Here is a 20,915-nt window from a genome sequence, read left to right on the forward strand (position 1 = left end):
GAATCCATATAAATGGCTAACACGCTTACCGGGTTGATCCCGACTATCTTTACGGCTCTGGATACCGTATCGCGCGAGCAGGTCGGTTTTATCCCGGCCGTATCGCGCAATGCCAAAGCTGATGCGGCGGCGAAAGACCAGACAGTAACCGCTCCTGTTGCGCCACCGGCAACTACTGTCGATATTACGCCGGGAGCCACGGCGCCGAATGACGGCGACCAGACGATCGGCACCGTTGATGTCAAAATCACTAAATCCAAAATGGCTCCGGTCAAATGGAATGGTGAGGAACAGTTGGCGCTGGGGCCGGCAGGTACCTACAACACCATTCTGGCGGATCAGTTCAAACAGGCATTTCGCGCACTGGCGAATGAGATGGATGCAGATTTGGCCGCGTTGTATTACGCAACTTCCCGCGCCGTTGGCACTGCCGGCACCGCTCCATTCGGTATTGCGGGTGATTTGTCTGATGCGGCGAATGCGCGCCAGGTTCTTTCCGATAACGGCTCCCCGACTACGGATCTGCAAATGGCCCTCGGCTCTTCGGCTATTGCCAATCTTCGCGGCAAACAGTCTGTGCTGTTCAAAGTGAATGAGTCCGGTACTGATGCGCTACTGCGTGAAGGTGTGGTGGGTCGTCTGGAAGGTTTCAACATTCACGAATCCGCGCATGTCAAAAAACATGCTGCATCTGCTGCTGCCGGTTATCTGGTGAATGGAGCTAAAGCCGAAGGCGACATCCTGATCGCGATTGATACTGGTACAGGTGCTTTTGCAGCCGGTGACATCGTGACTTTTGACGGTGACAGCAATAAATACCTGGTTGCTGTTGCAACCGCCACGACTATCACACTGGCAGCTCCGGGCTTACGTCAGGCGCTGGCCGATAATGCCGCTATTACTGCTGGTGGTTCCTACACCGCAAACATGGCGTTCGATCGCAATGCATTCCTGCTGGCGTCCCGAACCCCGGCAATGCCGCAGGGCGGCGACACCGCGGATGACGTGATGAACGTTACCGACCCGGTATCTGGCATTACTTACCAGGTGGCGCTGTACCGTCAGTACCGGCAGGTGCGTTACGAAGTCGGTTTGTCCTGGGGTGTTGCGTCGGTTAAGCCGGAACATTCAGTGTTGTTGCTGGGTTAGTGAATAAGGGGCTTCGGCCCCTTTTTTAATGGAGGACAAATGGCCGGATTAACCAAAGAACAGCGTGCTCAACGAGCTGCTGGGCAACTTGCATCTACGCAGGCTGATAACAATACTCCTGCACCGCAGGAACCGCAGCTGGTGGCGATGGTTACCGATTTCCAGGCATTCCCAGGCGCGCCGACTACCGCTGATGTTCACCCTGACGAGGTGGAAAACTGGAAGGCACACGGCTGGAAAGAAATGGAGTGATGCATGATTACCTTCATCACCGTTGAAGATGTTGATTCGATTCTTGGGGCATCCTGGACCGATGAAAGCAAAAAAGCTAAATCTGTCCTGATGGCTAACACCTGGATGAATGGCCTCAATCTGAAACTGCCATGCAATAAGGCAACTCACGAAACCATCATTCCTGACGATGTGAAACAGGCCGGAGCCTATGCAGCGCTAGCGGCCTCAAATGGCGGTCTTTATCAGCAGAAAACCGATTCTGGCGTGCTGCTAAGTAAGACAGTGGATGCCGACGATGTCTCTGTGTCAAAGACGTTTGCCGAGCTTGCCACCAACAGTACCGCGTTGCTTGACCCTGATTTGCAACTGGCGCTGGCAATGCTAAAGCCATATGGCGTTAGTCAATCTCAGGTGCGGTTGGTGAGGGGGTGATGTGGGCATTCGTGACGAGCTGCAGGCCGAAGTCGCAGCGGCCTTTGATACCGACCTGAGCGATGCTGTTAATGAGTTCACCGGCAGTTACACCGTTCGTGGCACATGGGATCCGGTAACGGAAACCGGAAGCGAAACGCTGGTGAGCTATTCGGGGCGCGGGGTTCTGGCGCGGTACAAACTACGCCGTATCGATGGCGTTAACATCCTGCATGGTGACCTGAAATTAACCGCCCTGGTTAACGAGGTGAGCGATAAGCCGGCGGTCGGACACTTCATCACGGCGCCGGACCCCATTACCAAAGAGGTTCAGCGCTACGAGGTCATAACAGCCGCGGCTGATTCTGCCGGTGCTGCGTATTCCATCCAGTTACGGAGGGCGTGATATGTCTAAGGGCTGGAGTATCGACCCGGCGGCGTTTGCCGGGCTGGTGGCCGATGATGTGAGGTTGCGGCAGCGAACCATCGCCATTCAACTGCTGAATGAAATCGTGCAACGGTCTCCGGTAGGGAACCCTGAGCTGTGGGCCATTAATGCCACTGCCGTTCAGTACAACAAAGCGGTAGGAGAGTGGAACGAGTCCCTCTATGCCGACCCTGCGAACCTGACGAAAACCGGGCGGCTCAGAAAAAAAGTGCAGGTTAATGACGGGATGGATATTAAACGCTCCGCTGGCTACCGTGCTGGCACCTTCAGGGCGTCACATTTCGTGAGTATTGGCGCGCCGGATTATTCAGTACCGGACGAACCTGACCCGCGGGGCACGATGACGTTTCTCAACGGCAAAAACATCATCGACCAGGTGCAAGCCTATTCGGTGATTTATATCCAGTCAAACCTCCCGTACTCCGTGCCGCTGGAGAATGGACACTCAACACAGGCGCCAACAGGCGTTTATGCCGTCTCGTTTAATGGTGTGATTCAGGCCTACAAATGACCCTCACAGAAATCAGACACGCTGTCATTTCCCGAATGGCGGCGCAGACCGCTATTGCCTCCGAGTCGGTGGACTATCCCAATGGCCCGGTATTCGACCCCAGCGGTCGCAGCATCTGGGCCCGTCTCACCAATATCTCAGGGCAGGCAGGTGCAACCGAAATCGGGGCGGGGCCGGTCGTCCACAGGACTGGCGTACTCATTATCCAGCTGTTCGTTCCGGTAGGCTCTGGAACGCTGCTGATTTCCCAAACGGCGGATCGGTTAACCGAGCTTTTCGAGTTTCAGGACGACGGAAAACTGAGTTATTTCGCCGTCTCTGCTGTGCCGGCGGGTGAAACCGATGGCTGGTCTCAACTCAATCTTCAAATCCCTTATCGCGCTCTGTAGCGCACAAAAAACAGGAGGCTCCTGTGAGCTCAGGTGCAAAAGTAGTATCAGCGGTAATTCGCGAGACAACCCCCGGCATCACGCCTACTGTGGGCTCATGGAGCCTGCTACGCCGTACCTCGTTTGGTGTGAAGCCAACGCAGAATACTAACGATAACGATGAAATCGCTGGTGACCGCATGGCGCAGGGCGTGTCTCGCGGCACGGTAGATGTCGGTGGCGATGTCGGCACGAGGTTTCGCTGGAATCAGCATGATGATTTCCTTGCCAGTTGCTTCGGCGCTGAATGGGTAAACAACGTGCTGACAATGGGCAACGGGCGCATCACTTTTTCAGTGGCCACTTATGCCGATGACGTGGGTATCGCTCAGATTGCTCGCGGCTGCCAGGTTGGTACTTTCCAGATGGAAATCCCGGGCGGCGGGGATATTACCGCGACCATCACGTTTGCTGGTCTGGACTGGGAAACGAAAGGTGACGATACCAGCTATTTCACCACGCCAGTGGATACCGCCGGCACGCTGCGATACTCATTCAAGGAAGTCACGAATATCCGGCTCAACGGCGTTGATGGCGGTACCGGGTTCTGTGTGGATTCGTTCAATATCCAGTTCGACAATAACATGCAGACCCAGCGCTGTATCGGTACCGGTTCCGCATTCGCCGGAGCAAATATCCCGACAACCTTCACGCCTTCTGGACAGGTCACGCTTTCATGGTCAAAAGCAGCCTGGGAGGTTTACAAAAAAACCTTCACCGGCGAAACGGTACCTTTCAGTTTCACCCTGGAAAACACTGAAGGCGCCTATACCTTCGATTTCCCTGAGGTTCAGATTTCCGGCGACTGGCCGGACGCCGGCAACACCGATATTGTTCAGGTCCAACTCGATATCACGGCAGCTAATACGCCACCGACGATCACTCGCGTTCCGAGTATTCCCGCAACGGGCATCAGCGTAGCGCCGGCCACTTCATCGGGTGCGGTTGGTTCTACGGTTAACCTTACCGCTACGTTAACCCCCGCTGACTCCAGTGACACTGTTGTGTGGACCTCTTCGGACCCGGCGATTGCCAGCGTGGTCTCAACCGGCCAGAAAACAGCGAAAGTCACGCGTAATGCTGCGGGTATCGCCACTATTACCGGCAAAGCGCGAGCCTTTACCGCAACCTCAGAAATTACCGTCACGACCCCTTAATTTTCCTGACCCGTTCCGCTGAGTATCGCGGTTCGGGCTTTTTCATGGAGTTTTTATGCTGATCATCAACCCGAAAATTGACCTCAACGGCGAGCGCTGGTTTTTTCCATACAAAAAGCCTGAGGACAGCAAAAAGAAATTCACCCCTGAGGAGGAGTCGTTGTTTAAACTCCGCCTGCTGGTGGCCAGTAGCGAGAATCCTCAATATCGATCACGTAATGCGCTGGTTCGTCGCCATATTGATAAAATGGATGCTGGTTATCAGGTCGGTACCACGGATTTTGACCTCGCCAACGTGGGTGATATTGATTCCGTTGACGATCTCCTGATTGATAATTGTGCCCGTTACCTGCTGAAAGGGTGGGAAGGCGTGGGCGAACTGGTGGATGGTGTGGAGGTTGCGATCGATTACACACCTGAGCTCGGGGCTTTAATGTTGAAGCAGCACCCGGAACTTTACTGGCAGATCATGGCTGAAGCCGCAAACATTGCTCAGGGTAAAGAGCTGCAGACTCAGGAGACCGTGGGAAAGCCTTAGAGGCGCAGAAGTGGTTAAGTGAGTTTGGAGGGGAAAGGGGAGATAAAGCGAAGTGGAAACGCGAAAAACTTGGACTACCGGCTATCCCCGAACCTGAGATCGACGGTGTAACAGCAGAAATTCTTAATGCCTACGCCATCATCTCCCGATCGCGGCAATACGTCGGCATGGCTGGCGTGCCATTGCCGCTTTCGCTGGGCGACATCGAACGCTACCTGGCTTCGCGTTCTATCCTGATTGACCGTACAGAGTTTGATGCTGCGATAATGGCGCTGGATGATGCCTGGCGCGACGTCTGGGCTGTTGAACAGAAGCGGCATAGCAACACCAAATAGTCGTAGCATTGCCCTACATAATTCATGTGTTAGGATGTTTCCGATTGCAATCTAAAGGAAACGAATAATGAAAAAAACGGTAATGGTAGCTTTTGTTCTTCTTCTCGCTGGGTGTGCAACGAAGCAATATCCGCAAGCTCCTGCGGTAACCGGCGAAGAGTCAGCAGCATTAGACTGCACCGCGATTAAGCAGGAAATTGCCAAAACTCACAGTATCCAGAGTGAGATCGAGACGACGGGGCAATTTGACGGTCGTACGGTACTTGGAGCCCTGGGAGATTTCGGGATTGGTAATGGTATGGCTAAAGGTGAAGCGCGTAAAAAGGCCCAGGCCCGCCTTCAGCAACTTGAGTCCCTTAAAGCTGTTAAATGCTCAGATAACAGCGTTTCGGGTTAATTCTGGTCGCCGCCTCCGGGTGGCTATTTGCTGATGGGGGTAGGGATGTGAAAAAGGTTTTGGTAATCGGGCTTAGTTTAATGGCATTGTTGGGCTGTGATGACAAGTTTCAAATATCAAAGTTACTTCCCCCTAAAGATCCACTATCTGTTGCTGAGATGATTGCCACCGGTAAAGAGGAAATGACTTCCGAATGTAAAAAAGGTGATGTTTCTTTTAACTGCGAATTCCTCTCTGGCGATCTGACCGGGACAGGTAAATGGCATCACACTAAGTTGTACCTGCACAACAGCGGGCGTGTAGATATGATTGTTGACGGTAATGTCTATTATCAAAGCGATATCAGTAATAGCAGCTTTGCTGGTCAGGAGACTACTTCTTTCACGATGAAAGGCGTTAGTGGAGATCACGGCGAAGTAAATCTTGTGAGATCGAATGAAGGAAAATCCTTAAATTTTGAGGCCTATAACAAAAGTGATAAACGGTTTGTTATGGGGGGGGTTAAGTTGCAGTAGCCCACTTAGGTGGGCTTTTGCATTTTGTGCTATTTGAATTCTCACTATCTATTCAAATTACCTTAGCGGTAATTTCTTCTTTTGTAAGCCTATCTTTGGGCGCTAACTGGCGGTTTAATCACTCCAGTAGATGCTCTTTAACAGTTAGGTGGGCTTATGGAATTCTTGAGGGATGATGACCATAAAACCTGATACATCCCAAGTTGCATCCGGAATTTCATATCCGTTTTCTTTTAAACTATCAAAGGTAAGCTTAAATACTGCTTCAAAATCGTCGTCACTTAGGCCTTCAAGCTCAAGATCGCTCAGGTGAATGTGAAATGTTGTATGTCCTAGACGAGCTTTATTTATAATTTCCGTGTACGTCTTTTCATAGACAATCTTGGATAGTTCATCCTTCGCTTTGTTGACGATTTTAATAGCATCTTGAACTGTCGGAAGCTCCGAAAAGGGGATTTCTTCGATAAAACTATGTTCCAATCTACTTACGATCTCAGCATTCATTGAACGCCTACGTTCTTTTGATGACTCTTCAATTTTCTCTTTAAGTTCAATAGGAAGCCTTATTCTAAGTTGGGGATCTTCTCTGCTCATGTTATGCATTTCGCCTACAAAAATTCACAATATGTAAATTATGCCCCACGGTGGGGTTGACATCAATGACGCACGGTGTGACACTTTAATTTGTGTCTCACGGTGGGGCATTTAGGAGGGTAAATGGAAAAGGCAAAAGATATGTATCAGCGCAAGGTGCGCTTCCCAGATGATGTCAAACGTGCCATCGAGCGGAATGGTGAAGAAGAGTGTCGCCAGTTCAATACAGAGCTGATTTACCAACTGCGAAAGGCGTACGGCCTGATTGGAGAGAAAAGTGCTCAAGCATAAAAACGACGAAGCCCTAACTACTTGCGATAGTCAGGGCTCCTTATCGAACAAATCCCGCGAAGGAAATATCGACATGGTTAATTTAGCAATAAAACCTACTGAATGCACTATCAACGTCCCGTTCTACGGCTCTGAGTTGTACGTGGTGAACCACAACGGCGAGCCGTATACCCCGATGAAACCGATTGTTGAGGGAATGGGAATGGATTGGGCGTCTCAATTTACCAAGCTAAAACAACGCTTTTCCAAAGGCATTGTGGAAATCGCAATACCTTCAACTGGCGGTATACAAACAATGATTTGCCTTGCCCTTCGCAAATTGGCTGCATGGCTGAACACCATCAGCCCTAACAAAGTTCGCACAGAGTTCCGCGAGCGCGTGATTCGTTATCAGGAAGAGTGCGACGACGTGCTTTATGACTACTGGACGAAGGGGCAGGCAGTTAACCCGCGCAAAGTGAAAAGATCCACCGCAAAGCAGTTAACGCCACTGCGTCAAACCGCAGAGCGATTGATTGCTACCGGGCTCGGGAGGATTTACCCCGATATATGGAAACTGGTACATCAGCGTTTCGATGTTGAGCACATACACCAACTGGAGCCAACACAGATTGGTGAGGCAATTGATTACCTAAATGCCCTTGAAGGCGAATTATTGCCCCGCGAGCCAGTGTTCACACCCGTTCCTGTGAGCTTTCCCCCGCGTAGCGCAAGTCGGGTCATGCTGTATCTGGATGAAAAGGGCGTAGTTCAGGGGACCTTGCCGCTGCAGGAGGATCAGGTCGTAATGTCATTTGAAGGTTTCGTTAGTTATTTCAGGAAAAAGGGGTGGCTGGTAGCCCCGAAAGAGGAGGTAGCGAAAGGATTAATAGGAGCAATACAAAGTTTGCCATAGCGCAAAAAGAAAAACCGCCAGTTGGCGCTGGCGGTCATCACTAACTAAGCAAAAGGTCCAAATAATGCTTAAAGGTAATTTAGCAGTTCAAGTGCGAGATGTCGATCCCCATGCGTTCCCTGTTATCGAATGGGCTGGCGTACGCGTCGTAACCACCGAAACTCTGGCTAACGGTTATGGGACGGATGAGGTGAATATTCGCAATAACCTTTCCAGAAATCTTGACCGCTTTGAGGATGGTAAGCATTACTTTCTTTTAACTGGTTCAGATTTAAGGGAATTTAAGAACAGAGTAACTGATAGTGGCTCTGTTGGGAAACATGCACGTTCACTTGCTCTCTGGACAGAAAAAGGCGCCGCTCGTATGTCCAAGATCATCGATACTGATGAAGCGTGGACCTTCTTTGAGAGGCTGGAGGATTCGTATTTTCGTCCTCAAGAAACCAGCGGACTACCAATGTCCTATGAGGCGGCCCTTGAAGACCTTTTGGTTAAGGTGAAAGAGAATCGTATCGTCACTGAACAGCGTGACCTGGCGATAAAGGAAAAGCTCTGGATCGCTGATAAACGTGAAGCCACGGCGATGGCAACAGCATCAGCAGCTGTTCGCGCTAAAAACAAGTTGGCCGAACGGGTAGGGGAAGGAAAGAACTACGCCGCTATCATCCCGGTAGAGAAGAAACTTAACCAGAAGTTCCAATGGCAGCCACTTCGTAAATGGTGCCGGGAGAATGGCGTAGAGCCCCACGAAGTTGACGATTCGCGCTTTGGCACCGTTAAGTCGTGGCCGCGCGAAGCATGGCTTGCTGTTCACGGAGTGGATCTTCGTAAATTGTTCTAACAACCAGCCCAAAAATGTAGACACTTACCAAACCCGCTTAACTGCGGGTTTTTTATGCCCGGAGAAAGGTAAATGACAGAACAAACATCCCGTCTGGCTATTATTATCGACAGCTCTGGGGCTGAAAAAAAAGCCGATAGTCTGGCTGTAGCTCTCGACAAAATGACCCAATCCGGGGATCAGGCTGTCGCCACCATCACCAAAGTATCCCGAGCTACCGATGAGGAAAAAGCGGCTCTTGATAAACTCCGGGCAGCCATTGATCCCGTTGGCGCTGCTATCAATACCGTGGGCCGTCGCTTTAGTGAACTAAAAAAATACTTCGATAAAGGACTAATTGACGAAGAAGAATTCCGGTCCCTGAAAAAGTTGCTTAACGAAACTACCGATGAATTGACTGGAGTTGCGAAGGCGCAACGTGAGGCTGAAAAGGCTGGGAAGTTGGCAGCTGCGCAACAGGAGGCACAAGCCCTAGCGTTCCAGCGCATGCGGGATAAATTAGATCCGGTTTCAAGTGGTTTAAGGTCGTTAAAAGAACAGCAGAAAGAGATCTATCTGGCTGCCCAACGCGGTGATTTAAGCCTCGAACAATACGATGCCTACAGCAAAAAAATTGCGGAAGCTCGTCGTGAACTGACGGGGGAAGCTCAAGCCCAACGAGATGCGGAAAAAGCAGCAGCGGATGCAGTTAAGCAACAGGAGGCGCAAGCTCAGGCATTTCAGCGGATGCTTGACCGCATTGATCCCCTGTCGGCAGCGCTTCGCAATCTTGAACAGCAGCAAACTGAACTGAATACGGCTCTACAGTCAGGAAAAATTAATCCTGCGCAATATGACGCCTACAGCAAAAAACTGCAGGAGACTCGCCGGGAGGTAACCGGAGAAGCCCAGGCCGAACGAGAAGCAGCAAAAGCTCATGATGAACAGGTTGCCGCTCTGCGACGCCTGGAGGCTCAGATAGATCCTGTAGGTGAAGCTTTTCGGCGCCTGAACGAACAGCAGCGGCAGTTGGATAGCGCCAAAGCTTCTGGGCTGCTATCGCCTTTGGCGTATGATCGCCTGAACAGCAAACTTTCTGAAACCCGTAGTACGCTGGAGAAAACAGGGGCCCAACTCGATAGCACAAGTATGTCAGCAAAACAGACTGCCTGGGCTATGAGGATGATCCCCGCTCAGATGACGGATATCGTCGTCGGCCTGTCTACCGGGCAGTCACCGTTCATGGTGCTTATGCAGCAGGGTGGCCAGTTGAAGGATATGTTTGGTGGCATAGGGCCAGCAATTAAAGGTGTTGGCACCTACGTCATGGGGTTGGTTAACCCCTATAGCGTGGCTGCCGCTGCTGTTGGGTTGCTCACCTATGCCGTCTATCAGAACCGGCGGGAAATTGAAGCTGCAACTAAAATCGCTACGACATCACTCGGCGTGACCGGGGATGCGGCCGAACGACTGGCGCTTAATATGGTTGCCATCTCCGACAAAACCGGGCAGGCGATTGATGACGTCGGCAATATGTTCATCACTACGAATGACGGCGCCAGCGAGGCAATAAACAAATTAATTGATGTCGGTTACAGTTACGACGAAGCACGGCAAAAAGTTGCTCAATACAAGAATTCTGCCAATTTTACAGCGCTGAACGCTGATATTGACCAGCATCGCCGGGAGATCCTGAAAATAGGTGACTCCTGGACTGCGGCGGCAATCAAAGTCAAAAATTATTACACTGCAGCAGATAAAGGCAAACAGAACGTAGCACTTGGTGGGGTTGTAGACCCGACGATGAGGTTTATTGGCCAGGCTATCGAGCTGCGGGGGACCATGAATGATCTGACCATCCAGGGTAATAAGGCAGTTGCAGAATCAGTTGACTGGATAAATAAAGAGTATTTGTCCGCAGACAGAGTTGCCAGTGCAGAAGCTCGCCTAAAGGAGGCCAGAGCACAGTCCAGGAAAATAGCCTTTTCAGGAAATAAGGAGGCGATTGAACAGGCTAATGCCCTGATTGCTGTGCGCGAGAAGGAGCTTGTGCAGGCCAAAAAAAGCCAGCAACCAAAAAAGAAAAAGGAGAAAGCCTACACTGAAGATGGAGCAACCCGACTCCTTGACCAGATAAACCAGCAGACCGCAGCAATGCAGTCTCAACTGGACGCCAGTGACAAGCTGAATAGCGCAACCCAGGCACGGGTTAAGTTCGAACAGCAGATCGCGGACCTTAAATCTAAAACGCAGCTCACAGCCGACCAGAAGTCGATACTTTCCCGTTCTGATGAAATCCTGCAGGCCTACAAGCAGCAGGAGGCACTGCAAAACTCCGTTAAGACGTTGGACGACTACCGGAAAATGCAGGAGCAAATCGCGCCGAAGGAAGTTAAGCAAAACGACATTCTGCAAAAACGTCTGCAAATACTGCAGGAAATGGTGAGGCTAGGTAAGTTAAAAAAACCAGAAGCTAATAAGCAAGCATCTGACCTTATTGCCAGCATGCCATTGCCTGACTCCGTTATATCCGCAGTGAACAAATCAGGAGGAACGCTTACTTCTGGGGCCACTAGCCGCGATTTGTCCGGTCAGGGGCTAAATATGATTGGCCTACAGGTTGACCCGCAGCTTGAAATTATCGAAAAGCTAAAAAAAGCACAGATAGACTATGCCGAATGGATGAAGGTTCAGAATAAGTTAATTGCGCAGGACACCATTCTTACCGAGCAACAGAAGGCTGATCGGTTGCTGGAAATAAGGAATAACCAGCAAGCACTGGATGCAGCGCTTTATGTTGCCCTGGCTCAATCTGCGCAAAACTCTTTTTCCCTCATCACCGACTCAATGGGCACCATGTTCGGCGAGCAGTCTGCGATGTATAAAGCGGCCTTTGTAACACAGAAATCATTCGCTATCGCCCAAGCTGCTTTGCAACTCCCCATGGCGATGGGGCAGGCGCTGGCCGGGTTACCGTTTCCGGCTAACCTGGCTGCCATTGCCCAAGTCATCGCTCTTATGTCCACAATCACTTCCAGCATAACGAGCGCAGCAGCCGTCGGCTTCTCCTCTGGCGGTTATACCGGACCGGGAGGGAAGTATCAGCCCGCAGGCGTCGTCCACAAGGGGGAATATATCTTTGACCAGGCATCCACGAACCGCATCGGGGTTTCAAACCTTGAAGCGCTACGAAACGGGCAACCGCTTGATGCTACGTTGGGCCGCTCTGGGTTCGGTACCGGAGTGCAGAACGTCAGCAATAATCAGCAAACGACTGTAATCCAGCCTAACGTTACTGTGCCGCCAATAACCATTAACGGGAACCCGTCTGATGCGACTGTGATGCTTGTACAACGGGCCGCTCGCGATGGTGCCAAGCAAGGTTATCAGCAGGTAGCTAGCGATCTTGCTAAGGGGGTTGGGCAGGTACATAAGGCGCTAACTGGTGGTTATAACACTGGCAGGAGACAGGGATAATGCCTGATATCTACTACCCCCACGATTCTCTCCCCATGCCACTACAGGAGGGCTATGGGTTTCAGCCCGTTAGCCCCCTGAAACGTACTGATATGAGCACCGGCCGTGCTCGGCAACGACGGGCTTACACATCAACGCCAACCCAGGCAACCATTGCCTGGTTCATGGAAACAGATGCTCAGGGGCTGGCTTTTGAAGCATGGTACCGTGACTCACTTTCGGACGGCGCTGCCTGGTTCATGATGAAGCTGCAAACCCCCGCTGGCGTTAAGTTCTACAAATGTCGTTTTACGGATATCTATCAGGGGCCGGTGCTGGTGGCCCCGATTTACTGGCGGTATTCGGCGACGCTGGAGCTGTGGGAGCGTCCGCTTATCCCAGCGCCGTGGGGTAATTACCCAGAGTGGATTGTCGGGAGTTCATTGCTCGATATCGCTCTAAATAAGGAGTGGCCAAAACATGACGATTCTTAATCGGCTTTATGCCAGCAGCGGATCGGAGGTGATAATTGAAACGCTGCAAATCAATATTGGCGATACTGTTCATTATTTATGTAAGGGCTACGACGATATTACAGCCACGACCGAAAATGACGCTGTTATTACCTTCTCAGCCGCGGCTATCGATATCGCCATCCCGGCCAGAAACAGCGACGGTACACAGGATTTGCAGTTTGCGATCAGCAATATCGATGGTGAGGTGAGTACGGCTATTCGCCACGCCCTTGCAAATCTGGATAACGCCTCGTTGACGTATCGGCAGTACGTTTCAACAGACCTGAGTGCGCCGGCGACGGTTCCCTACACCCTTGCGATTAAATCGGGTTCATGGACGGCAATACAGGCGCAAATCACTGCTGGTTACATGAATGTACTTGATACGGCCTGGCCTCGCTTCCGCTACACGCTGAATGAATTCCCCGGTTTACGCTACATGAATTGAGGTTCCTCCATGTTCAATCCTGATAAATACCGTTCAGTCACTTGGCTGAAGGGGGGGCGCGCTTACCCTGAACTTGACTGTTTCGGCATCGTGAATGAAATCCGGCGGGACCTCGGGCTATCTGAATGGCCGGACTTCACAGGTGTCACGAAAGACGGCGGGGGGCTCGACCGTGAGGCAAGAAAACTGATGCTGCGCCTTGAACGCTGCGAACCTTGCGAGGGGGCCGGGGTAGCTTGTTATTCCGGGTCTACCGTAAGCCATGTAGGGATTGTGGTGATGTTGAATAACCAGTTGCAGGTCGCGGAATGTAACCCTGGTTCAAACGTGACATTTATACCCGTTTGGCGCTTTAAACGTCGGTTTATCAAAGTGGAATTTTGGCGATGACGATACGTATATATCCTTCGCGGCTGCCGGGTGAGCCGCTGGAGAAACATGAACATGGCTCGCTGACATTGCATCAGTGGCTTACAGGTAATGTCAAAAACTACTGCATTGATGACCCACAGCCCATTGCTGTAGAGATTGATGATCGGTCTATTCCTCCATCTGAGTGGGCTTTGTGCCAGATCAGACCTGACAGCGATGTGAAGATTTACCCCGTCCCATATGCAGTTGGGTTTGCTATTGCCAGTCTTGTGATTGCAGTGGCTTCAGCTGCTTATTCAATCTACATGATGAATAATATTGATACCGGTGGTTACACCTCTTCCAACGGTATCGGACTTGACCTAAACCCAGCGAAGGCAAATAACGCCCGTCTTGGCGATCCTATTCGTGAGTTATTCGGTCGCTATCGCTTTTACCCTGATTACGTTGTGCAACCGGTAACGCGGTTTGACCCGGATGACCCGACCCGCATGACAGTTGAAATGCTGATTTGCCTGGGTGTCGGCGATATTGCATTCACAAATGGAGATATCCGTGTCGGTTCGAGTCCTGTCACAGCACTTGGTAGCAAGTTTACCTACAACGTCTTTCCACCCGGCGCAGACGTGTCAGATGACCGTCGTAGTGAAAATTGGTTTAACAGTACAGAGGTTGGCGGGACATCGAGTGGATCGGGGCTGGATATGGCCCAGACGTCGCCTGATTCCACGGATATCACCGCGGATAGCATGACAGTTTCTGGCGCATCGGTAACGTTTTCTGGTCTTCATGACGACAACAATGACGATGAAGAGGATGCATTACCTGAATCCTGGGTGGAAGGGGCGCTGGTGACGATAACAGCCCCGGCCAATTTTGCTGTTTCTACCTCATCAGGGTTTAGTGTGCTGGCGAGTGACACCCTCGTGGAGCTCAACCCTTCGGTGGGAATGCCGGTAACGTTGGAAATCAACGGATCGGAATATGGCCTGTTCATAGCCACTTACATCCCTGGTCAGGCTGCTGTGCCGGGCGTGGGTGGAACTGCCGCAGTGTTGCGCGGGAATGCAGCGCCGACCACCTACGATTTCTCAGTAACGGGACAGACGTTTACCCTGACGTGGCATGCGACCACGTATACCGTTTCGCTGGTGGCGGACTACGGAACTATGTCCGGGTTGCTCGCGGCGATTAACGGCGGGCTGACCGGGTCGGGGTTGGTCGCCCATGATGACGGCGGCGTGGTGCGCATCGTGGAGTTTTCGAGCCCTTGGCGCGGAGGGTCCATCACAACGTCATCACTTCCGGTTTCCGTTTTTGGAGATGCCCCGGAATTTACCGCTGGCACGGCATCCAGTGGCGGTACGCCGGCGATTACAGCAAATGTCACCCTGGCCTATGGTAGCGCCGCCGGGGCCGCTTTCTCAGGTATCCCTGAAGGGACGCAACGGCTGGCACTGTCACATCGCGGTAATGAGTACCGTATTGCAGAAGCCGATGGCACGACGGCAACTGTTCAGCGGATAATTGATGGCGCCGTTGACGCATACTGGCCCGGTTTTTCACCGCGCACGATGATCGACTATGCGGCTACCGGCATCAATGACAATAACACCTGGATGGGGCCTTTCCTGGCCTGCCCCGAAAATGAAGTGGTGGACGCATTCGAGGTGAATTTTTCGTTTCCTTCGGGTATCTGCGGTTTCGACAGCAAAGGGAAAAAACGGATCCGTCATTGCGAGTGGGAAATTCAGTACCGGGTTTACGGCTCCGGCAGCGGCTGGACAAGCAGGCAGGGTGTTTATGCTCTGCAGAACGTCAATGGTCTGGGTTTTACCGAGCGGTTTAATCTTGACGTGGTGGGCCTGGTAGAGGTCCGCTGCCGCCGGCGTAACGAGCAGGGTTCGAACAACGCCAGGGATTCGATGTTCTGGCATGCTCTCCGGGGGCGGTTGCTGGCGCGGCCGTCATCATATGCTGGTGTGACGCTTATGGCGGCCACGGTTGAAACCGGCGGGGTGCTGGCGGCTCAGTCAGACAGGCGCGTCAGTGTTGTTGGCACGCGCATTTATGAAACAGGCGCAGCGCGGAGCATCTCCGGTGCGCTGTATCACGTAGGCCATTCGCTGGGGCTGGCAATGGATGCCGAGGCGATCGATGTGCTGGAATCCACATACTGGACGCCAGGTAGTGAGTATTTTGACTACGCCACTGGCGATAGTATTTCATCCCTCGAAATGCTGCAAAAAATCGCCAATGCGGGGAAATCGTATTTCCTGCTGAGTGATGGGCTGGCATCGGTTGGCCGGGAAGGGGTCAAAAACTGGTCCGGCATTATCAGCCCTCATGAAATGACAGAGGAGCTGCAAACTACGTTCTCTGCGCCGTCGGCTGATGATTACGATGGCGTCGATGTGACGTATATCAATGGCACGACATGGGCGGAGGAAACGGTGCAATGCCGGACGCCAGACAACCCAACGCCGAGGAAGGTGGAGAAATATACGCTTGATGGCGTTCTCGATCAGGATCGGGCTTATCGGATTGGCATGCGGCGCCTGATGAAATATCTGCATCAGCGACTTGGTCACACAACCAGCACGGAGCTTGATGCGCTGGTCTATCAGTTCGGCGATCGCATATTGCTCACCGATGATATTCCGGGCAATAAAACGGTTAGCTCTCTTGTCGTCGATATGACCACTACTGGTGGACAGACCACGTTTTTAGTAACAGAACCGCTCGACTGGTCGTTTGAAAATCCCCGGGCGATTTTGCGTTATCAGGATGGTTCTGCCTCCGGTTTACTGGTGGCCACGCGGGTAGGGGATTACGAACTTTCGGTTCCCTGGCAGCCGGCCTTTGATGACATCCTTCTGGACGATCCGTGCATCGAACCGCCACGGTTGATTTTCTGTAGCTCCACACGCAGTTATTACGACGCTATTTTTGACGAAATAGGATCCCCGTCAGACGGCACCTGCGCGATAACTGCTCGCCAATATTCCGACATTTTCTATCAGTACGACGACGCTACCTACCCCGGCAACGTCGCTTAAAACCCCTTTAAATCCCCGATTAACTTTTTTCGCTTAAACCCTCGTTTAGGCGAACGCTATTTTTTGGAGCAAAAACATGGCCTATGTTCCACCCGTGGGGCAGACAACAGACCCCGATATTTTCCTGGAGAACGTGAAACGCGCCGATGAACTGGTGAACGGGCCGCCGGCCACCATTCCCGACCGTGGCGGGGAACCTCTTTATACCTGGCGACTTCAGCAACAAAAAATGGAAGATACGCTCGATAACTTCCAGGAAAACGGCGGCGCTCTGGGGTTTGGCTCGCGTGATGAATTGCTGGCCTATACGCCGGATAAACCAAACGTCCTAGCGGTCGATACCAGCACCGGAGAGCAATATCTCTGGACAGGCACAGAATGGGTTTCTTCGGAATACCAGGCCAACGAGAAAATCAAAATGCTGAACGAAACCATTCAGAAAGGTAACGCCAGCGAATTAATTTTCAAGGTTGTCGATCTTCTTGGCTGGCGCCAGTTTTACGCGCTGACAAGCGGGGAGTTTGGGACAAAACTCACCCGCATAAAACCTGACGGAATAGAATTATCTGAGTTCAATCTGAAATTCTCCGAAGAGGCTGGATTTTACTTTCAAAACTTTATTGGGCAACGCTTGACGGTCATTGATGAAAATGGCGTTGTTGCTCCGAAGAGTCTGCGCGCGACAGCTGCCGGGGCTTTCGGAACGGATGCTGCGAGACTGGCCCGGAATGGGATTGTGTTTGACGGCGGTAATGCCCGGATCGATATCTCTGGCCCTGAGTTTATCAAGGCGGCCGATATCATTGGCAGAACTAAAACTGTTGTCGATAGATACGGGAATTGGGTCGGGGGCGGGGGCGGAATGTCATTGCAGGACAGGAGCGATATTCTGAACGCTGAGAACCTCAATTATTACAGCCAGGTCCGTAGCCGATACAACACAGACATCGAGCGTCTTGTGTTTGCACTTACGTTAATTCTGGGCTCGGGCCAGTCGCTGGAATCGACTCAGGAGGGGTTCCCGGCGCTGAGCACGAGTGTTTACGAGAATCTGGGTAACCTGATGCTGGGTGATAGCCCGCGGCCAAACAGCAGGACCGCCGCGAATTTCACCCCCGTCGGCACGCCGGAACTGAAGCCGCTAAAAGCTGTTGTGCAAAGCTCGGACGGCTCCACGATTTTGACTACAGCGCAAATTTCTGCGTTACCTGCCGGCGCACCTAACGAAGGTGAAGGTGCAGTGGCGACAGTTAACATGCTTCGGGCGTTGTTCCTGCGGCAGATGTCGTTGCTAACTGATCCCTCTCGCGCATTCGTGCTGGCAAGCTGTGGGGTGAACGGTAGGACCATTGAGGCCCTTTCGAAAGGGGCAACCCCTGAGCTGTATAATCGCGTTCGTGAAGCTGTGACCAAAATTAAAGCGATTGCGGACAGCCAGGGTAAATCGTTTGGTATCGGCGCGATTTTATTTGACCAGGGGCAATGGAACTATAACCCAGCTTATGGGGGGGATGGTACCCGTGAGGGATGGAAGTCTTTATTCCTCAAATATTACGATGATCTGGTAACCGATTTTTGTACCGGACAAAATCCCCCTGCAGTGTTCATGAGCCAGACCGGGGCGGGATATACAAGCGATACAAACGAACTTGCGATCGGGATGGCCCAACTGGACCTGGTGACGGCCGGCGGGAATTTTTACGGCTCCGGTACTACCTACCAGTTGCCGGATAAAGGAGGTCATTTAACCAGCAACGGGTATCGGTGGCGATCTCAGCAGGATGCAAAAGTTGCATTCCGTGTGCTTGTCCTTGGCGAAGGCTGGGAACCGTTACATTGCGTCAGCGCGGAAGTTAAGGGGAATGTTGGCCTGCTCTCTTATGCGGTTCCTTATCCTCCCCTCCAGTGGGGGACGCCCTATGTTGGCAGGACAGCGACCACTTACGCCGATAAGGGGTATCGTGCTACCGATGACAACGGATCACTTCCCATTGCCGCGGCTGAAATCGCCGCAGATACGGTAGTGAAACTGACATTCAGCCGTACCGCCGTCGGTACCGTGAAAATCTGGTATGCCGATAAGACGGTGCATAACGGTAATGGCTGCCTGAAAGACAGCGATCCGTTCCTGGCTACGGAAAATTACGTTTATATCGCGGGTAGCGGCCAGTACGCCGATGAGAATATCCCCGAACTAGTGGGGAAACCGTACCCACTTCATAACTGGGCCTGGGCTCAGGTCATTACCACGATTGCAGCATAAGGAAAATCATCATGGGTATTACGCTTTACACCAATAATACTGAATCCAGCATTTCAGAGCCTGATGGTTATTCGCCAGGATTTGATACAACGTCCCTCCGCCGGGCGGAAATATTTACGTATACCGGGATCGGAAATAATTTAATGCCCGGTGAAGATTTACTCATCACTGTTGGCTCACCATCGTTTATTGATGGAACGCCATTTGTTTCATTCTCTAATAACGCGTCGGTTGCACACCTGAACCTCGGTATTCCTGACAGTGGGGCCCAAACCTGGTTTGCGCTTTTCGATCCAAATAATGACGCATCACAGCGCATTGTTATGGGAAGCTATACCGGCACGAGTGCAAATAATCACCCTGGAGTCAGCATACTTATTGAAGCCAGTGGTGTGATGCGTTTGTCTCAGGGTTATCATAACACCTCGACCGATATTTACGGCGTGGCGTATGGTGATGTATCAACGTTCCACAAAGAAAAACCGATGCTGCTAAGTCTGGTTCTTGATGGTGGGAAAAGCACCCTGACAGACAGGACGAACAATATCGTAACGGGTACGATGTTAACCGGCCCTCTTGAGCGAGCGCCGGCAAATATCCGGGTTGGGAAGGGAGGTGTGGGGTTATGGGGTTCAACTACGGCTACAAGCCGGATAGGTGCCTACCTGGTGTTTGATCGGGTATTGTCTGAGGAGGAACAGGCCACGGTACATGCTTATCTCCTGCGATGCGTCCAGGCGAAATTCCCCTCTGTAACTTTCTGACTTAGCAGTGGCTATCAATATCCCCAACTATGTTTCTGATCTGACCAGAAAAATACATCTCGCATATATAAGAATTTTCTTAGAGGATGAGCCGTGCGCAAAGACGTACACACAGCAATAATGTCATGAAGTTCTTTCCCCCAGGGTGTGCCTGCCCGGGGGAATTTTTTCTTTTTGTCGGTTTTACGTCAGCTTAGTGGCGCATAGTACACCGGGCGCGAACCGGAAATGTAGCCGCCCCCATCACGCCCCCACTCACCGCAGAAAATCCCCGCCGCACCACCCAGCGCATTATGCCCCCCACGAGACAGCAGTGCCCGCTGTGCAGTTATTGCTGTCGCCCAGAACCCGTCGGCCTTAAAGTCTGCTGGGTTGATGGTCAGCGGGAATAGCGCCAGCAGCTTCAGCTTGTTGAGTGCCGCCGCCGAAATTGGCTGGCTGCTGTTATTTTTGAAATCCGTAAACAGGTTCTGGCCAGAAACCGGGATCTGAAGAGAAAACGGCACATTAGCCGACGTCAGGGCCACTCTGACGCTGGTCGGTGTGGTCGCCACGTAATCCCCGCCCGCAATCGAGCCGGTAAATGTCGGGGTAATAAACGCCCCGGTAATCGCATCCAGCGCTTTCCATGCAGCAGATGTCGGGGAGATATCAGATGCGAACAGCGCAGCGTTGTTATCGGGCAGGAACTGCAGTTCACCGGCCATCAGGCGGATGCCATAGTTGTATTCCGCGATATTGCCGCACAGATCAGAAATCCCCGAGAACGTCTTGTCATGCCGCCAGTCAACCGGGCCCGAACCAGTAAACGTGATGCCCGTCGTGTTATTTTTATCGCCCGGCTGGCGACCATCCACGCGCCGGCCGAACTCCGCCGGGTTATCAGAGGAGAACCCCCAGTTGGTGTTGCCCAGCGGTTGCGTGCCGGCTTTGAAGGTTTGCAGGGCCAGCAGGGCGTATTCCGCGACGGTCATTGCGTGCCAGCCCGCGCCGCAGGCTTTCGCCGCGCTGTAGTAGATATAGTTGTCCGGGTTTTGTGAGGTTGGCACGGAATTCGGGAGCGACAGAAATTCCCCGTTTTTAATCAGCCCCTGATAGGTGCCGATAAATAACTGAGGGATTTCTTTCCCGTCAACAATAAATGCCGGATGTGTGCCGGTGCCCAGGCTCGGATCGATAGACTCAATAGTGGCCTTTGGGATGATATTCACAAACGACGGCTGGCCCTTTGCCGTGTAAAGCACCGTCTGTGCGCCGCCGCTGGCAGCTTCTACGGACTGACGCAGAGTGTCTTTAATGATGATGGTTGACATAG

The 20,915-nt window shown here is 52.1% G+C and carries 23 protein-coding genes; 21 read left to right on the plus strand and 2 right to left on the minus strand.

Annotated features, from left to right (window positions below; all coding sequences use genetic code 11):
• Positions 1-12: 12 nt before the first annotated feature.
• From EDF73_RS22435 to EDF73_RS22485, 11 genes are all read left to right on the plus strand, one after another.
• A complete protein-coding gene (locus EDF73_RS22435) occupies positions 13-1,149 on the plus strand; it encodes a P22 phage major capsid protein family protein (protein ID WP_132731254.1) in 1,137 nt (378 codons plus the stop codon).
• A 39-nt stretch (positions 1,150-1,188) separates the two neighbouring features.
• Positions 1,189-1,401: a hypothetical protein gene (locus EDF73_RS22440; RefSeq protein ID WP_132731255.1), complete on the plus strand. Its 213-nt coding sequence runs from the start codon at positions 1,189-1,191 to the stop codon at positions 1,399-1,401.
• A 3-nt stretch (positions 1,402-1,404) separates the two neighbouring features.
• Positions 1,405-1,815, plus strand: coding sequence for a protein singed (locus EDF73_RS22445; protein ID WP_132731256.1), 411 nt, complete (start codon positions 1,405-1,407; stop codon positions 1,813-1,815).
• A 1-nt stretch (position 1,816) separates the two neighbouring features.
• Entirely contained in the window at positions 1,817-2,200 is a 384-nt protein-coding gene (locus EDF73_RS22450; RefSeq protein ID WP_132731257.1) for a glutamate 5-kinase, read from the plus strand.
• A gap of 1 nt (position 2,201) precedes the next feature.
• Positions 2,202-2,753 (plus strand): hypothetical protein, encoded by a 552-nt coding sequence (locus tag EDF73_RS22455; protein ID WP_132731258.1) that lies wholly within the window; start codon positions 2,202-2,204, stop codon positions 2,751-2,753.
• Positions 2,750-3,142: a phage tail terminator-like protein gene (locus EDF73_RS22460; RefSeq protein WP_132731259.1), complete on the plus strand. Its 393-nt coding sequence runs from the start codon at positions 2,750-2,752 to the stop codon at positions 3,140-3,142. Before EDF73_RS22455 ends, EDF73_RS22460 begins: the two co-directional genes overlap by 4 nt.
• Before the next feature lie 23 nt (positions 3,143-3,165).
• Complete coding sequence (locus EDF73_RS22465) at positions 3,166-4,338, plus strand: phage tail tube protein (RefSeq protein ID WP_132731260.1); 1,173 nt, start codon at positions 3,166-3,168, stop codon at positions 4,336-4,338.
• 55 nt (positions 4,339-4,393) lie between these two features.
• On the plus strand, positions 4,394-4,876 hold the full coding sequence (locus EDF73_RS22470) for a hypothetical protein (protein WP_132731261.1): 483 nt from the start codon (positions 4,394-4,396) through the stop codon (positions 4,874-4,876).
• A 167-nt stretch (positions 4,877-5,043) separates the two neighbouring features.
• On the plus strand, positions 5,044-5,211 hold the full coding sequence (locus EDF73_RS22475) for a hypothetical protein (RefSeq protein ID WP_243655254.1): 168 nt from the start codon (positions 5,044-5,046) through the stop codon (positions 5,209-5,211).
• A 67-nt stretch (positions 5,212-5,278) separates the two neighbouring features.
• Positions 5,279-5,608, plus strand: a complete 330-nt coding sequence (locus EDF73_RS22480) for a hypothetical protein (RefSeq protein ID WP_132731263.1) — start codon at positions 5,279-5,281, stop codon at positions 5,606-5,608.
• 47 nt (positions 5,609-5,655) lie between these two features.
• Positions 5,656-6,123 (plus strand): hypothetical protein, encoded by a 468-nt coding sequence (locus tag EDF73_RS22485; protein ID WP_132731264.1) that lies wholly within the window; start codon positions 5,656-5,658, stop codon positions 6,121-6,123.
• Between the two features lie 144 nt (positions 6,124-6,267).
• Here the strand turns inward: EDF73_RS22485 and EDF73_RS22490 are convergent, their stop codons facing one another.
• On the minus strand, positions 6,268-6,717 hold the full coding sequence (locus EDF73_RS22490; RefSeq protein ID WP_132731265.1) for an Arc family DNA-binding protein: 450 nt from the start codon (positions 6,715-6,717) through the stop codon (positions 6,268-6,270).
• Positions 6,718-6,840: 123 nt separating this feature from the next.
• Between EDF73_RS22490 and EDF73_RS22495 the strand changes: the two genes are divergently transcribed.
• The 10 genes from EDF73_RS22495 (at position 6,841) to EDF73_RS22540 (ending at position 19,600) form a co-directional block, all read left to right on the plus strand.
• Positions 6,841-7,008: an Arc family DNA binding domain-containing protein gene (locus EDF73_RS22495; protein ID WP_132731266.1), complete on the plus strand. Its 168-nt coding sequence runs from the start codon at positions 6,841-6,843 to the stop codon at positions 7,006-7,008.
• A gap of 73 nt (positions 7,009-7,081) precedes the next feature.
• A complete protein-coding gene (locus tag EDF73_RS22500) occupies positions 7,082-7,903 on the plus strand; it encodes a phage antirepressor N-terminal domain-containing protein (protein ID WP_132731357.1) in 822 nt (273 codons plus the stop codon).
• Between the two features lie 64 nt (positions 7,904-7,967).
• Complete coding sequence (locus tag EDF73_RS22505; protein ID WP_132731267.1) at positions 7,968-8,744, plus strand: ORF6N domain-containing protein; 777 nt, start codon at positions 7,968-7,970, stop codon at positions 8,742-8,744.
• A gap of 72 nt (positions 8,745-8,816) precedes the next feature.
• Entirely contained in the window at positions 8,817-12,200 is a 3,384-nt protein-coding gene (locus EDF73_RS22510) for a phage tail length tape measure family protein (protein WP_132731268.1), read from the plus strand.
• Complete coding sequence (locus EDF73_RS22515) at positions 12,200-12,673, plus strand: hypothetical protein (protein ID WP_132731269.1); 474 nt, start codon at positions 12,200-12,202, stop codon at positions 12,671-12,673. The genes EDF73_RS22510 and EDF73_RS22515 overlap by 1 nt, the downstream gene beginning before the upstream one ends.
• The gene (locus tag EDF73_RS22520) at positions 12,660-13,142 is read left to right on the plus strand and encodes a DUF1833 family protein (protein WP_132731270.1); all 483 of its coding nucleotides are present in this window, start codon (positions 12,660-12,662) and stop codon (positions 13,140-13,142) included. The genes EDF73_RS22515 and EDF73_RS22520 overlap by 14 nt, the downstream gene beginning before the upstream one ends.
• A 9-nt stretch (positions 13,143-13,151) precedes the next feature.
• On the plus strand, positions 13,152-13,532 hold the full coding sequence (locus EDF73_RS22525; RefSeq protein ID WP_132731271.1) for a nitrite transporter: 381 nt from the start codon (positions 13,152-13,154) through the stop codon (positions 13,530-13,532).
• The gene (locus EDF73_RS22530) at positions 13,529-16,573 is read left to right on the plus strand and encodes a host specificity factor TipJ family phage tail protein (protein ID WP_165905777.1); all 3,045 of its coding nucleotides are present in this window, start codon (positions 13,529-13,531) and stop codon (positions 16,571-16,573) included. Before EDF73_RS22525 ends, EDF73_RS22530 begins: the two co-directional genes overlap by 4 nt.
• Before the next feature lie 76 nt (positions 16,574-16,649).
• Positions 16,650-18,836, plus strand: a complete 2,187-nt coding sequence (locus tag EDF73_RS22535; RefSeq protein ID WP_132731272.1) for a hypothetical protein — start codon at positions 16,650-16,652, stop codon at positions 18,834-18,836.
• A gap of 11 nt (positions 18,837-18,847) precedes the next feature.
• Positions 18,848-19,600, plus strand: a complete 753-nt coding sequence (locus EDF73_RS22540; protein ID WP_132731273.1) for a hypothetical protein — start codon at positions 18,848-18,850, stop codon at positions 19,598-19,600.
• A gap of 188 nt (positions 19,601-19,788) precedes the next feature.
• Here the strand turns inward: EDF73_RS22540 and EDF73_RS22545 are convergent, their stop codons facing one another.
• On the minus strand, positions 19,789-20,913 hold the full coding sequence (locus EDF73_RS22545; protein ID WP_132731274.1) for a hypothetical protein: 1,125 nt from the start codon (positions 20,911-20,913) through the stop codon (positions 19,789-19,791).
• Positions 20,914-20,915 lie beyond the last annotated feature (2 nt).

Origin of the sequence: Klebsiella sp. BIGb0138 (assembly GCF_004342285.1) — a bacterium.
Lineage (GTDB): Bacteria > Pseudomonadota > Gammaproteobacteria > Enterobacterales > Enterobacteriaceae > Klebsiella.

What these genes read in the sequence shown, in the direction of transcription:
- EDF73_RS22435 (WP_132731254.1), top strand. Translation starts at nt 13, where the DNA reads ATGGCTAACACGCTTACCGGGTTGATCCCGACTATCTTTACGGCTCTG.
- EDF73_RS22440 (WP_132731255.1), top strand. Translation starts at nt 1,189, where the DNA reads ATGGCCGGATTAACCAAAGAACAGCGTGCTCAACGAGCTGCTGGGCAA.
- EDF73_RS22445 (WP_132731256.1), top strand. Translation starts at nt 1,405, where the DNA reads ATGATTACCTTCATCACCGTTGAAGATGTTGATTCGATTCTTGGGGCA.
- EDF73_RS22455 (WP_132731258.1), top strand. Translation starts at nt 2,202, where the DNA reads ATGTCTAAGGGCTGGAGTATCGACCCGGCGGCGTTTGCCGGGCTGGTG.
- EDF73_RS22460 (WP_132731259.1), top strand. Translation starts at nt 2,750, where the DNA reads ATGACCCTCACAGAAATCAGACACGCTGTCATTTCCCGAATGGCGGCG.
- EDF73_RS22470 (WP_132731261.1), top strand. Translation starts at nt 4,394, where the DNA reads ATGCTGATCATCAACCCGAAAATTGACCTCAACGGCGAGCGCTGGTTT.
- EDF73_RS22475 (WP_243655254.1), top strand. Translation starts at nt 5,044, where the DNA reads ATGGCTGGCGTGCCATTGCCGCTTTCGCTGGGCGACATCGAACGCTAC.
- EDF73_RS22480 (WP_132731263.1), top strand. Translation starts at nt 5,279, where the DNA reads ATGAAAAAAACGGTAATGGTAGCTTTTGTTCTTCTTCTCGCTGGGTGT.
- EDF73_RS22490 (WP_132731265.1), bottom strand. Translation starts at nt 6,717, where the DNA reads ATGAGCAGAGAAGATCCCCAACTTAGAATAAGGCTTCCTATTGAACTT.
- EDF73_RS22495 (WP_132731266.1), top strand. Translation starts at nt 6,841, where the DNA reads ATGGAAAAGGCAAAAGATATGTATCAGCGCAAGGTGCGCTTCCCAGAT.
- EDF73_RS22500 (WP_132731357.1), top strand. Translation starts at nt 7,082, where the DNA reads ATGGTTAATTTAGCAATAAAACCTACTGAATGCACTATCAACGTCCCG.
- EDF73_RS22505 (WP_132731267.1), top strand. Translation starts at nt 7,968, where the DNA reads ATGCTTAAAGGTAATTTAGCAGTTCAAGTGCGAGATGTCGATCCCCAT.
- EDF73_RS22510 (WP_132731268.1), top strand. Translation starts at nt 8,817, where the DNA reads ATGACAGAACAAACATCCCGTCTGGCTATTATTATCGACAGCTCTGGG.
- EDF73_RS22515 (WP_132731269.1), top strand. Translation starts at nt 12,200, where the DNA reads ATGCCTGATATCTACTACCCCCACGATTCTCTCCCCATGCCACTACAG.
- EDF73_RS22520 (WP_132731270.1), top strand. Translation starts at nt 12,660, where the DNA reads ATGACGATTCTTAATCGGCTTTATGCCAGCAGCGGATCGGAGGTGATA.
- EDF73_RS22525 (WP_132731271.1), top strand. Translation starts at nt 13,152, where the DNA reads ATGTTCAATCCTGATAAATACCGTTCAGTCACTTGGCTGAAGGGGGGG.
- EDF73_RS22530 (WP_165905777.1), top strand. Translation starts at nt 13,529, where the DNA reads ATGACGATACGTATATATCCTTCGCGGCTGCCGGGTGAGCCGCTGGAG.
- EDF73_RS22535 (WP_132731272.1), top strand. Translation starts at nt 16,650, where the DNA reads ATGGCCTATGTTCCACCCGTGGGGCAGACAACAGACCCCGATATTTTC.
- EDF73_RS22540 (WP_132731273.1), top strand. Translation starts at nt 18,848, where the DNA reads ATGGGTATTACGCTTTACACCAATAATACTGAATCCAGCATTTCAGAG.
- EDF73_RS22545 (WP_132731274.1), bottom strand. Translation starts at nt 20,913, where the DNA reads ATGTCAACCATCATCATTAAAGACACTCTGCGTCAGTCCGTAGAAGCT.